The following is a 12,212-nucleotide window of genomic DNA, read 5'->3' as shown; positions in this document are numbered from 1 at the left end:
GGACTGGCCGGCGAGCTACTTCTGGCGCGAGCTGGCGGCCTTCTACCCGCAGGCCAAGGTCATCCTCACCGTGCGCGACGCCGCGCGCTGGTTCAACAGCATCGACAACACGCTGTTCCGCTTCATGCGCTCGCCGGTGACACCGGACGACGAGGCGGCGCGGCGGCAGATCGTGATGGCGCGCGACATCGTGCAAAAGCGCACCTTCGACGACCGCATCGACGACCGCGACCACGTCATCGACACGTTCGAGCGTCACACCCGCGCCGTGCAGGCCGCCCTGCCGGCCGAGCGCCTGCTGACCTACGACGTGGCCCAGGGCTGGGAGCCGCTGTGCGCCTTTCTGGGCGTGCCGGTGCCGGACCAACCGTTCCCGCGCATCAACGCCCAGCAGGAGCTGCTCGATTCCCACGCCGGGCGCTACAACCTGTCCTAGGAAAACGCCGTTTCATTAGGCGTTTCCCGTTCGCGGCAGGATGCCCGGGCCTGAATCGAGGGCGTGTGCCCTGATTTGACGCTTCCTGGGTGTCGGCGATGGCGCCGGCCTAGCGCCGGCCGCCCAGCAAGGCCCCCAGCACGCCGCGCACCAGCTGCCGGCCGAGCTGGCCGCCGATGGCCCGCAGCGCGCTCTTGGCGGTGGTTTCCAGCAGCGTGTCCGGCTCGCGGCCACGCCGCGCGGGTGCGGCGGCGGGCTCCGGCTTTGGCTCCGGCTGCGTCGGCGTGGCGGCGGCCCGCGCAGCCAGCAGTTCGTGCGCCGATTCACGGTCCACCGCCGTGTCGTACCGGCCAGCCAGCGGTGAACGGGCCAGGTGCTCGGCACGCTCCTGCGCCGTCAGCGGACCGATGCGCGAGTACGGCGGGCGCACCAGGGTGCGCACCACCGGCGTCGGCATGCCGCGCGGGTCCAGCACCGACACCAGCGCCTCGCCCACCGCCAGCTCGGTCAGGGCGGTTTCCACGTCCAGCCCCGGGTTGGCGCGGAAGTTCTGTGCCGCGGCCCGCACGGCGGCGCGATCACGCGGCGTGAAGGCACGCAGCGCATGCTGCACCCGGTTACCGAGCTGGCCGAGCACGGCATCGGGCACGTCCTGCGGGTTCTGGCTCACGAAGTACACGCCCACGCCCTTGGAACGGATCAGCCGCACCACCTGCTCGACCTGTTCCAGCAGCGCCTTCGGCGCGCTGTCGAACAGCAAATGGGCCTCGTCGAAAAAGAACACCAGCCGCGGGCGGTCGGCATCACCCACTTCCGGCAGGCGTTCGAACAGCTCCGCCAGCAGCCACAGCAGGAAGGTGGCATAGACCCTGGGGCGCGGCATGAGGGCGGTGGCATCCAGCACGCTGATGACACCCTGACCGGAAAAGTCGCAGCGCATCAGGTCGTCCAGATTCAGCGCCGGCTCACCAAAGAACTGCTCTGCACCGTCCGCTTCGAGCACCAGCAGCTGGCGCTGGATGGCCGCCAGGCTGGCGCCGCTGAGGTTGCCGTATCGTCCGCGCAGGCGGCGCGCGTTGTCGCCCATCCACAGCAGCAGACTGCGCAGGTCCTTGAGATCCAGCAGCAGCAGGCCCTCGTCGTCGGCAATGCGAAAGGCCGCGTACAGCACGCCGGTCTGGGTGTCGTTCAGCTGCAGCAGGTTGGCCAGCAGCAACGGGCCGAGGTCCGACACGGTGGCCCGCACCGGGTGCCCTGCCTGGCCGAACACGTCCCACAGCAGCAGCGGGTTGCCACCTGGCTGGTAGTCGCCGATACCCAACTGCGCCACGCGTTCCAGGACGCGCTTGCCCGGCTGCGCCGGCTGGGCCAGACCGGACAGGTCACCCTTCACGTCGGCCAGGAACACCGGCACGCCGGCGCGCGAGAAACCCTCGGCCAGGGTTTGCAGCGTCACCGTCTTGCCGGTGCCGGTGGCGCCCGCGATCAGGCCGTGCCGGTTGGCCATGGCGGCGAGCAGGTTCACCGGCGCGCCGTCGGCGGCGCCAATCGGGATCATCGTCATGATGCCCCCCCTTATTGGCCGGGGACCGGCGTCGACTGCCAGGCGGTCAGCTTCCAGGCGCCATCCTGGCGCACGTACACGGCGGTGTAGAGCACGTCCAGCTGCAGCGGCCTGCCGTCGAGCAGCACCGCCACGCGGTTGGCGCCGGTCAACAGCGCCGCCTGCGGCGAGAGCATGCGCACCTGCCGTTCGAGCGGCGTGATGGCGGTGTAGGTCATGGCGCCGCCGACGGCGGCGTCCAGATAGGACGCGCGGTCCTGCGTCAGGCCGTTGCCGTGTACGTAGCGCAGTTCGCCGGCCAACGTGGCGTCGAGCGCCACCCGGTCGGCGGCGAGCAGCGCCGCCGAGCGCGCGGCATCCACCGCCAGTACGTCCTGGGCGGCATCTGCCGCCGCAGTGCCCGGGACGACCGCCAACAGCATGGCCAGCATGGCAGCCCGCATCATGCCGCCACTGCGCGCAGACGCCACAGCGCCACGATGGCCAGCACGGCGGTCACCGCCTCGTAGACCGCGACCGGGCCATGCCAACCGGCCATGCCGTGCAGGCCAATACCGGCGACCCGCGCCACCGCCAGCGCCCCCATGACCCAGGCGATGGCGGTCAGTCCCGGCACGGTCCAGGGGCGCCGGAAGCCGGCCAGCAGGCAGAACACGCCGAAACCGGCCTGCAGCCCGCCATACATGGCGCGCACCTCGATCAGGCCCGCCGGTGCGTCCATGCCAAGGCCGGTGAAGTAACCGGCCACGGCGACCGGATACAGAAAGCACGCCACCCCATAGCCGGCAAACGACAGGCCGGTGAATATCAGCACGAATCTGGCCAGCGCCATGTCCAATCCTCCCTGAACGAACCTGCCGGCAGTGTAGCCGGCCGCGCGCGGCGCTGGCGTCAGTCCCGATAGCCGGGATCGTGCCGGTCCAGCCAGCGCATCAGCGAGCGGAACGGCAGCCCGCCGAGACCGGTCGGGGTGATGAAGTGCTGCTGCTGCGGCACCAGATCGGCGATGCGGGTGAGCATGTCCTGCGAGCCGTGCAGCGGCTGGCCCATGGACAGCGCCGCCACCTGCGTGCGGCAGGCGTGCTCGAGCAGCCACATCAGCATGAAGGCCTCGCCGACGCTGTTGCCGGCCGTCAGCATGCCGTGGTTGCGCAGCACCAGCACCTTCTTGTCGCCGATGTCCGCCACCAGGCGCGCCTTTTCGCCGTCGTCCACGGCCAGGCCCTCGAACTCGTGGTAGGCCACCTGGCCTGTCAGCTGCATCGAATCCTGGTTCACGTGCAGCAGGCCCGCGGCGCTGCTGGCCACCGCCTCGCCGGCCACGGTGTGGGTGTGCATGACGCACTGCACGTCGTGGCGGGCGGCGTGTATGGCGCTGTGGATGACGTATCCGGCGCGGTTGATGCGCGTTTCACCGGCATAGTCGCCGACCACGTTGCCATCGAGGTCGATCTTGACCAGGTTGGAGGCCGTGATCTCGTCGTACATCAGACCGAAGTTGTTGATCAGGAAGTGCTCTTCCTTGCCCGGCACGCGCGCGGTGATGTGATTGAAGATGAGCATCGACCAGCCGAAGCGGTCGGTCAGGCGGTAGGCGGCAGCCAGTTCCGTGCGCACCTGCCATTCCTCGGGCGAGCACTGGTCGCGGCGCACGCCGACGGGCAGGTCGAAGTCGCGGGGCTGGTTCATGGTGTGTCTCCTCGGTTGCGGGGTGAACACGCCGTCCGTGGCGTTGGCCTGGCGACGGCACGCGGCGCGCTCAGACCGGCTTGCGGAGCTTACCTTACGATCGTTAAATAGGCGCCGGCACGGAGGGCACAACCAACGCGACGGGTATCGGCATGGCGGAGTCCGGCCGGCCGCGCAACGAGGAGGAACACGCCCGATGAACGCCATCCACGACGGCGCCCGGCCGGGCCCCGAGCGCTATCTGCACGACGACCCGGCCGCCGGCATCTTCGACCTGCACCGCGACGTGTACCGCGACCCGGCGTTGTTCGAGCTGGAAATGCGCTACGTGTTCGAGCGCCACTGGGTGTTTTTGGCGCACGAAACGCAGATTCCACAACCGCTCGACTATCTGGCCACCTGGATCGGCCACCAGCCGGTGCTGCTGCACCGCGACGACAGCGGCCGGCTGAACGCGTTCCTGAACGTGTGCCCGCACAAGGGCGCGGCGGTGTGCCAGAGCGAGTCGGGCAACCGCAAGTTTCACGTCTGTCCGTATCACGGCTGGACCTTCGACGCCCGCGGCGACTGCGTGCTGGTCAAGGATCGCGCCCAGGGCGCGTACCCGGCGCACTTCGAGCAGGCCGACACGCGTCTGCCGCCGCTGGCGCGCTTCGGCAACTACCGCGGCTTTCTGTTCGGCAGCCTGAGCCCGGACGTGCCGCCGCTGGAAGAACACCTGGCCGGCATCAGCGCGTTTCTGGACATGATCGTCGACCAGTCGCCGGACGGCACGGAGGTCATTCCGGGGCGCTCGTACTACACCTTCGACGCCAACTGGAAGATGCAGCTCGAGAACTGCCTGGACACGTACCACCTCACCTCGACGCACCCGAGCTTCATGAACATCGCCGCGTCGCGCGCCAGCGGCGGCAGCAGCTTTCGCAACATCGACATCGCCGATTTCGTCGATCCGGCCATCCCCTCCGGCAGCTACACGTTTGCCAACGGCCACGCAGCGATCTGGATCGAGACCGCCAACCCGGAAGTGCGCCCGCTGTACCGGCAGTACGACGCGCTGGTGGCACGCGTCGGCCGCCAGCGGGCCGACATGATGCTCAAGACCATCAACTTCACCGTGTTCCCGAACCTGCAGTTCTCGTGCAACGCCTGCATCCAGATGCGCGTGATGCGCCCGCTGGCGGTGGACCGCACGGAGATGCGCAGCTTCTGCATCGGCCCCCGGGGCGAGCCTGCCGATCAGCGCAAGCTGCGCATCCATCAGTTCGAGGACTTCTTCAACCCGACCGGCCTCGCCACCCCGGATGACTCGCGCGTGTACGAATCGGTTCAGATGGGCCTGCGGGCGCGCGGCGCACCGGACGCCGGTCTGGGACATCTGCGCGGCCTTGCCCAGGTGATCGAAGGGCCGGACGCGTTCGCGCGGGAGATCGGCATCACGCCCCTGACCTCGGCCAGCGGACGCTCGGACATGCAGGACGAGACGGTGTTCCACGGCTCGTACCGGGAGTGGGCGCGGCGCATCCGGGCCGGCCTGGCAAGCGAGGTGACGGCATGAGCCCGGGCCTTGCGCTCGCCACCGGCAGCGCCCTGCTGTACCGCCAGGGACGGCTGCTCGACGAGCGGCGCTGGCAGGACTGGCTCGACCTGTTCACCGAGGACTGCCAGTACTGGGTGCCGGCCTGGCTGAGCGAACAGCGGCAGACGCAGGATCCGGACCGCGAGGTGTCGCTGATCTATTACGACCTGCGCTCGCGCCTGGCCGACCGCGTGTGGCGCGTGCAGTCCGGCACGTCGGTCGCCTCCGACCCCATGCCGCGCACCTGCCATGCCATCGGCAACGTCCAGGTCGACAGCGCCGACGACGATCGCATCGAGCTGTTCGCCTGCTTTCGCGTGGACTACCACTGGCGCGCCCGGTCGGATGCGTTCTTCGGCCACTACCGGCACACGCTGCGCCGCGAGGGCGACCGTTGGTGCATCGCCCGGCAGAAGATCAGTGTGCTGAACGACTACATCCCCACCCTGCTCGACTTCTACCTGGTGTGAAGGCCATGCCCCACCCCCTGAAAACGCCCCTGTGCGACACGCTCGGCATCGAGCTGCCAATCGTGCTGGCCGGCATGGGCGGCGTGTCCTGGCCCAGGCTGGTGGCCGCCGTGAGCAATGCCGGCGGGCTTGGCGTGTACGGCGCGGCCGGCCTGGAACCGGCACAGATCCGCGAACACATTCGCCAGATCAAGTCGCTCACCGACAAGCCGTGGGCACTCGACCTGCTGGTGCCGATGCCCGGCGTGTTCGACGCGCAGATCGACGTCATGCTCGAAGAAGGCTGCCCGATCTTCCTGTCCGCACTCGGCGTGCCGACGCAGCTGCTGCCGCGCCTGCGCGCCGCCGGCATGAAGGTCGGCGCCATGATCGGCGCCCCGAAACACGCCAGAAAGGTGGCCGCGGCCGGCGTCGACTTCATGGTGGCGCAGGGTACCGACGCCGGCGGCCACACCGGCAACATCGGCACCTTCAGCCTGTTGCCGCAGGTGGTGGCAGCCGCCGGCGACACGCCGGTGCTGGCCGCCGGTGGCATTTCGCACGGCAGTCAGCTGGTGGCGGCCCTGGCCATGGGCGCGCACGGCGCGGTGCTGGGCACCCGCTTCATCGCCAGCGACGAGGCGCACGCGCTCGACTCGTGGAAACAGCGCATCGTCGCCGCCGAGGCCACCGACACCACGCTGACCCGCTGCTACAGCGGCAAGCAGATGCGGGGCTTTCGCAACCGATACACGGATTCGTGGATCGGCCGCGAGGCGGACATCCTGCCGTTCCCGCAGCAAATGGAAGTGTCGCTGCGCGAGGGGGTACTGGACCTGTTCGGCACCAGCGAGGACCCCGACCGCGGCTGCCTGCCCACCGGCCAGAGCTGCGGCGGCGTGCGCGACATCAAGCCGGCGGCCGCCGTGATGGCGGATTTCCTGGCCGAGGCCCAGGCATCCCTGGCGCGGCTGCCGGGACGCTGAACCTGCGGCGTGCTATTCCGGCTTGGGCGTGAGTGACAGCGGCCGGCTGAACACCACCGGCGCGGGCTCGTCCTTGGGCTCCTCACGCAGGCTGAACTTGCTCACATCCTGCGCCATCTGCGCGGCCGAGCCGTCCTTCTCGAGCTTGATCAACAGGCGCAGATCGTTCGGCGAGTCGGCATTGGCAATGGCCTCCTCGTAGGTGATTGCACCCTCGTTGTACAGGGCGTGCAGCGCCTGGTCGAAGGTGCGCATGCCCAGTTCGTTGGAGCGCGCCATGATCGGCTTGATCTCGTGCACCTCGCCCTTGCGGATCAGCTCGGCGATCAGCGGACTGGCCAGCATGACCTCAACCGCCGCCCGTCGCCCCTTGCCGTCGATCGTCGGCAGCAGGCGCTGCGAGACGATGGCCTTCAGGTTCAGCGACAGGTCCATGAACAGCTGCTGGCGCCGGTCCTCGGGAAAGAAGTTGATGATGCGGTCCAGCGCCTGGTTGGCGTTGTTGGCGTGCAGCGTGGCCAGGCACAGATGGCCCGTCTCGGCAAAGGCGATGGCGTGCTCCATGGTCTCGCGGGTACGGATCTCGCCGATCAGGATCACGTCCGGCGCCTGGCGCAGCGTGTTCTTGAGCGCCTCCTCGAAGGACATGGTGTCGACGCCCACCTCACGCTGGGTAACGATGCAGCCGCCGTGGTCGTGCAGGTACTCGACCGGGTCCTCGATGGTGATGATGTGGCCGGTGCTGTTGTGGTTGCGGTGTCCGACCATGGCGGCCAGGGTGGTGGACTTGCCGGTACCGGTACCGCCCACCATCAGCGCCAGGCCGCGCTTGATCATCGAGATGTCCTTCAGCACCATCGGCACCTGGAGGTCTTCCAGGGTCGGGATGTGGGTCTCGATCTTGCGGACCACCATGCCCACGTTGCCGCGCTGGATGAACGTGCTGACGCGAAAGCGACCGATGCCGCGCGCCGAAATGGCGAACTGGCACTCGAAGGTGTTCTCAAGCTGCGTGCGCTGGCGCTCGTTCATGATGCCGTAGCACATCTCGCGCGCCTGCTCGGAGTTGAATTTCTCCTCGCAGGCGGGCTTCACGACACCGTGCGTCTTGATGCTGGGGGCCACCCCGGCGGTCACGAACAGGTCGGACGAGTTCTGCTCGACCATCATCTGCAGCAGGCTGGCGAAATCGATCATGGCTGGACTCCAGGCTGGGCTGCGCGACAGGGCGTGATCAACGGAAAAGATCCTTGTTCACGGCCCGCACGGCGGCATCCTCGCGGCTCACCTTGCGCATGTTGACCAGCTTCTGCAGGCACTGGTCGAGCGTCTGCATGCCATGCGCCTGGCCGGTCTGGATGGCCGAGTAGATCTGCGCCACCTTGTTCTCGCGGATCAGGTTGCGGATGGCCGGCGTGCCGATCATGATCTCGTGCGCCGCCATGCGCCCGCCGCCGATGCGATTGAGCTGGGTCTGCGCGATCACCGCGCGCAGCGACTCCGACAGCATGGCCCGCACCATGTCCTTCTCGCCGGCCGGAAACACGTCGATGATGCGGTCGATGGTCTTGGCCGCCGAGCTGGTGTGCAGGGTGCCGAACACCAGGTGACCGGTCTCGGCCGCCGTCAACGCCAGGCGAATGGTTTCCAGGTCGCGCATCTCGCCGACCAGGATGGTGTCCGGGTCCTCACGCAGCGCCGAACGCAGCGCTTCGCTGAAACCGAGCGTGTCACGGTGCACCTCGCGCTGGTTGATCAGGCAGCGCTTGCTCTCGTGAACGAACTCGATCGGGTCCTCGATGGTCACGATGTGGCCATACTCGGCGCGGTTCTTCTCGTCCAGCATGGCGGCCAGCGTGGTCGACTTGCCCGACCCGGTGGGCCCGGTCACCAGCACGATGCCGCGCGGCAGCATGGCCAGGTCGGCGAACGACGGCGGCGCCTCCAGCTGCTCCAGGTTCATGATCTGGTTCGGCACGTTACGGAACGCCGCCGCCGCGCCACGGTGCTGGTTGTAGGCGTTGACACGGAAACGGGCCAGGCCGGGAATCTCGAACGAGAAGTCGGTTTCCAGGAACTCCTCGTAATCCTTGCGCTGGCGGTCGTTCATGATGTCGTACACCATGTCGTGAACCTGCGAATGATCCAGCGCCGGGAGGTCCAGGCGACGGATGTCGCCATCGACGCGGATCATTGGCGGCACGCCCGCCGAAAGATGCAGGTCAGACGCCTTGTTGGCGACGGTAAACGCCAGCAGTTCGGTAATGTCCATGCAGTCAACACACCTCGAGAAGACCCGACCGGGTCGTAAAAGGGGGGAATGGGGCCGCTGCTATACTGCGCCACCGTCCAGATGCTGGGGTTATGCCATTACATCTGCCGCTGCTGCAAATTCTTTAGCGCCCTCGGTAGCCCGCTGGAGGGCAGTACAGGCTCGGCTTCGTGCCGCCGAGCAGCGCTTCGGGCGCGAAGCCGGCAGTGTGGGGTTGGTGGCCGTGACCAAGACCCAGTCGGTTGCTCGCATTCGCCAACTGGCGGCCCTGGGCCAGCGTGCCTTCGGCGAGAACTACCTGCAGGAAGCCCGCCCCAAGCTCGACGCCTGCGCCGGACTCGGTCTGGAATGGCATTTCATCGGAACCGTGCAGAGCAACAAGGCCGCCGAGGTAGCGCGTCGCTTCGACTGGGTGCACACGGTGGCGTCGCCACAACAGGCCCGGCGACTGGCCCAGGCGCGACCCGCCGAACGCGCGCCCCTGAACGTGTGCCTGCAGGTCAACGCCGACGACGCTCCCGGCAAGGCAGGCGTGGCACCCCACGACGCCGCGCAGCTGGCCGCACTGGTTGCCTCACTGCCGGCACTTCGCCTGCGCGGCCTGATGACCGTGCCAGCCCGTGAAGACGCGTTCGACACGCAGCGCGAACCGTTTCGTGTCCTGCGCCGGCTGCTGGACGATTTGCGCGAACAGGGTTTCGATCTCGACACCCTGTCGATGGGCATGAGCGGCGACCTCGAGGCCGCGGTCGCGGAAGGCGCCACTCTGGTCCGCATCGGCACGGCCCTGTTTGGCCCACGCCGACCGAAACACCACAACGACAACTGATTCTCGACACCGCAAGGAAACCGGCCATGGCAGGCGAAATCCTCTTCATCGGCGGCGGCAACATGGGCCGCGCCCTGCTCGGCGGGCTCATCGCCGACGGCACCGCTCCCGAGCGGCTGGCCGTCGCCGACCCCGACCAACCACGACGTGAGGCGCTGGCCCGCGACTTCGGCATGCTCACCGCCGCCCGCGGCGACGACTTGGTCGGCGAGGCCACGGTCGTGGTGCTGGCGGTCAAGCCGCAGATCGTCAAACAGGTGGCCCGGGAGCTGGCGCCGCATTTCGGCGCGCGGCGCCCGTTGATCGTCTCCATCGTCGCCGGCATTCCGGAGACCGATATCGACAGTTGGCTCGGCGGTGGCTTTCCGGTGGTGCGCTGCATGCCCAACACCCCCGCGCTGGTGCGCCAGGGGATCACTGCGCTGCACGCCAACGGGCAGGTCGACGCCGCGCAACGCCTTCAGGCGGAGCAGATACTGGCGGCCGTCGGCGCCGTGGTCTGGGTGCCGGACGAGGTGCAGCTGGACGCGGTGACCGCCGTCTCCGGCAGCGGCCCGGCCTACTTTTTCGCTGTCATGGAGGCGATGGAGCAGGCCGGGCTGAAACTCGGCCTGAGCGCCGAAGTCGCACGCCAGCTCACCCTGCAGACGGCGCTCGGCGCCGCCGTACTGGCCACCCAAAGCGGTGATCCTCCATCCACGCTGCGGGCTCAGGTAACCTCTCCCGGCGGCACCACCGAGGCGGCCCTGAATGTGCTGCAGCAGGGCAACCTGACGGCGCTTTTCGAGCAGGCCCTCAGTGCCGCACACCGGCGCGCCGGTGAACTGGCCGAAGCGGCCGCCACCCAGGCTTGAGCCATGATCTACTCGCCGCTCACCCAGGCCGGGCTGTTTCTCGTCCAGACAGTATTCGGGCTGTACGCCGCCCTGGTACTGCTGCGGCTGCTGTTCCAGGCCCTGGACGTCGACTTTCGCAACCCGCTGTCGCAGTTTGTCTACAAGGTGACGCAACCGGCGCTCAAGCCACTGCGCCGCCTGCTGCCGCTGCGCGCGCGCATCGAACCGGCGGCCGTCGTGCTGCTGCTGCTGGTGCAGTTGGCCGAGGTGTACGCGCTGGCCGGCTTGCGGGGTTACCTGCCGGGCATCGTCGGCGCGTTGCTGATGGCCGTGGCGCAGTCACTGGCACTGCTGGCGCTGACGCTGAGTGCGCTGCTCATCGTGCGCGCCATCGCCAGTTGGGTGGTGGCTGCCGGTGGCGGCTACAACCCGGTGCTGCACCTGCTCGACCAGCTCACCGAGCCGCTGCTGAGACCGCTGCGGCGCGTGATTCCATCCACCGGCGGCCTGGATTTTTCGGTGCTCGTGGCGCTGTTCCTGATCCAGCTGGCCAACATCCTGCTGGTGCAGCCGTTCGTACGACTGGCCGATGTCATCATGGTGCAAGGACTCTGAGCGACCATCCCTACCGTCGCAATGGCGATACCTGGCTGCTGGACCTGCTGGTGCAGCCACGCGCCGCACGCAGCGCGGTGGCCGGTGTGCATGACGGCCGCCTGAAGGTGCGCCTGACCGCGCCTCCGGTGGATGGCGCCGCCAACGCCGCGCTGCTCGACCTCCTGGCCGCACGCCTGGCGGTGCCGCGCAGCCGGCTGTGCCTGGCCAAGGGTGATTCGGCACGACGCAAGACCGTGCGCATCGCAGCCGGCGCAGAACTGGCGCCTGCCCTGCAATCCCTCCTGGTGGCCACGTGAGATGAGCACACTGATTGACTGGGATGCCATCGACACCGTGCTGCTGGACATGGACGGCACGCTGCTGGACCTGCACTACGACAACGCGTTCTGGTTCGACCACCTGCCGCGCACCTGGGGCGCGCAGCGCGGCCTGGACGTGCATGCGGCCCGCGAGCACATCCTGGCCCAGGCCGAACAGCGCCGCGGCACGCTCGACTTTTACTGCATGAACCACTGGAGCGCCTTGCTGGAACTGGACGTGGCGACCCTGAACACCGAACTGGCGCACCTGATCGGCCTGCGCCCGCAGGTACAGGAGTTCCTGCACTGGCTGGGCAGCTGCGGCAAACAACGGGTACTGGTCACCAATTCCCACCGCAGCGGGCTGGATTTCAAGTTGGCCCACACCGGGCTCGATCGCTGGCTGGACAGCATTGTCTGTGCCCACGACCTGGCCGCGCCCAAGGAAGACCCGGCTTTCTGGCCACGCCTGCGGGCGCTGCACGGCTTCGATCCCGCCCGCACCCTGCTGGTGGACGACAACGCCCATGTGCTGCGGGCGGCCCGCGACTACGGCATCGCCCATCTGCTGGCGGTAGCCCAGCCGGACTCGCGGGCGCAGGCGCAGCTGCTCCCGGACCTGCCCATGCTGCAGTGCTTCTCGCAGGTGTTGCCG

15 protein-coding genes are annotated in these 12,212 nt (G+C 68.3%); 9 read left to right on the top strand and 6 right to left on the bottom strand.

What is annotated here, in order from left to right:
• On the top strand, positions 1-436 hold a 436-nt coding region (locus tag ABYX71_RS06795), incomplete at its 5' end, for a sulfotransferase family protein (protein WP_372695750.1).
• A gap of 109 nt (positions 437-545) precedes the next feature.
• On the opposite strand, the gene ABYX71_RS06790 is transcribed toward ABYX71_RS06795, so the two are convergent.
• From ABYX71_RS06790 to ABYX71_RS06775, 4 genes are read right to left on the bottom strand one after another with little or no spacing between them, the layout of a single operon-like run.
• Entirely contained in the window at positions 546-2,000 is a 1,455-nt protein-coding gene (locus ABYX71_RS06790; protein ID WP_372695749.1) for a helicase HerA-like domain-containing protein, read from the bottom strand.
• An 11-nt stretch (positions 2,001-2,011) separates the two neighbouring features.
• A complete protein-coding gene (locus tag ABYX71_RS06785; RefSeq protein WP_372695748.1) occupies positions 2,012-2,446 on the bottom strand; it encodes a nuclear transport factor 2 family protein in 435 nt (144 codons plus the stop codon).
• Positions 2,443-2,832: a DUF4345 family protein gene (locus tag ABYX71_RS06780; protein WP_372695747.1), complete on the bottom strand. Its 390-nt coding sequence runs from the start codon at positions 2,830-2,832 to the stop codon at positions 2,443-2,445. Before ABYX71_RS06780 ends, ABYX71_RS06785 begins: the two co-directional genes overlap by 4 nt.
• A gap of 59 nt (positions 2,833-2,891) precedes the next feature.
• The gene (locus ABYX71_RS06775; RefSeq protein ID WP_372695746.1) at positions 2,892-3,689 is read right to left on the bottom strand and encodes a class II aldolase/adducin family protein; all 798 of its coding nucleotides are present in this window, start codon (positions 3,687-3,689) and stop codon (positions 2,892-2,894) included.
• A 196-nt stretch (positions 3,690-3,885) separates the two neighbouring features.
• Here ABYX71_RS06775 and ABYX71_RS06770 point away from each other — a divergent pair, with 196 nt between their 5' ends.
• From ABYX71_RS06770 to ABYX71_RS06760, 3 genes are read left to right on the top strand one after another with little or no spacing between them, the layout of a single operon-like run.
• Positions 3,886-5,247, top strand: a complete 1,362-nt coding sequence (locus tag ABYX71_RS06770; RefSeq protein WP_372695745.1) for an aromatic ring-hydroxylating dioxygenase subunit alpha — start codon at positions 3,886-3,888, stop codon at positions 5,245-5,247.
• A complete protein-coding gene (locus tag ABYX71_RS06765) occupies positions 5,244-5,738 on the top strand; it encodes an aromatic-ring-hydroxylating dioxygenase subunit beta (protein ID WP_372695744.1) in 495 nt (164 codons plus the stop codon). Before ABYX71_RS06770 ends, ABYX71_RS06765 begins: the two co-directional genes overlap by 4 nt.
• 5 nt (positions 5,739-5,743) lie before the next feature.
• Positions 5,744-6,703 (top strand): NAD(P)H-dependent flavin oxidoreductase, encoded by a 960-nt coding sequence (locus ABYX71_RS06760; protein WP_372695743.1) that lies wholly within the window; start codon positions 5,744-5,746, stop codon positions 6,701-6,703.
• Between the two features lie 12 nt (positions 6,704-6,715).
• Here ABYX71_RS06760 and ABYX71_RS06755 read toward each other — a convergent pair whose 3' ends face one another.
• Both ABYX71_RS06755 and ABYX71_RS06750 read right to left on the bottom strand, forming a co-directional pair.
• A complete protein-coding gene (locus ABYX71_RS06755) occupies positions 6,716-7,897 on the bottom strand; it encodes a PilT/PilU family type 4a pilus ATPase (RefSeq protein ID WP_372695753.1) in 1,182 nt (393 codons plus the stop codon).
• Positions 7,898-7,937: 40 nt separating this feature from the next.
• A complete protein-coding gene (locus ABYX71_RS06750; RefSeq protein ID WP_372695742.1) occupies positions 7,938-8,975 on the bottom strand; it encodes a type IV pilus twitching motility protein PilT in 1,038 nt (345 codons plus the stop codon).
• Positions 8,976-9,072: 97 nt separating this feature from the next.
• On the opposite strand from ABYX71_RS06750, the gene ABYX71_RS06745 reads away from it, so the two are divergent.
• From ABYX71_RS06745 to yrfG, 5 genes are all read left to right on the top strand, one after another.
• Positions 9,073-9,804, top strand: a complete 732-nt coding sequence (locus ABYX71_RS06745) for a YggS family pyridoxal phosphate-dependent enzyme (protein ID WP_372695752.1) — start codon at positions 9,073-9,075, stop codon at positions 9,802-9,804.
• Positions 9,805-9,830: 26 nt separating this feature from the next.
• Positions 9,831-10,658, top strand: a complete 828-nt coding sequence (gene proC / locus ABYX71_RS06740) for a pyrroline-5-carboxylate reductase (RefSeq protein ID WP_372695741.1) — start codon at positions 9,831-9,833, stop codon at positions 10,656-10,658.
• A 3-nt stretch (positions 10,659-10,661) separates the two neighbouring features.
• Positions 10,662-11,255 (top strand): YggT family protein, encoded by a 594-nt coding sequence (locus ABYX71_RS06735; RefSeq protein ID WP_372695740.1) that lies wholly within the window; start codon positions 10,662-10,664, stop codon positions 11,253-11,255.
• Positions 11,252-11,554 carry a DUF167 domain-containing protein gene (locus ABYX71_RS06730; RefSeq protein WP_372695751.1) on the top strand — a complete coding sequence of 101 codons (303 nt, stop codon included), beginning with the start codon at positions 11,252-11,254 and terminating at the stop codon, positions 11,552-11,554. Before ABYX71_RS06735 ends, ABYX71_RS06730 begins: the two co-directional genes overlap by 4 nt.
• Before the next feature lies 1 nt (position 11,555).
• A partial coding sequence (gene yrfG, locus ABYX71_RS06725; protein ID WP_372695739.1) for a GMP/IMP nucleotidase occupies positions 11,556-12,212 on the top strand: 657 nt, incomplete at its 3' end.

Source organism: Immundisolibacter sp., from assembly GCF_041625615.1.
GTDB lineage: Bacteria > Pseudomonadota > Gammaproteobacteria > Immundisolibacterales > Immundisolibacteraceae > Immundisolibacter.
Note: the sequence above shows the minus strand (reverse complement) of the source record. Positions and strands in the feature narration are given on the sequence as shown.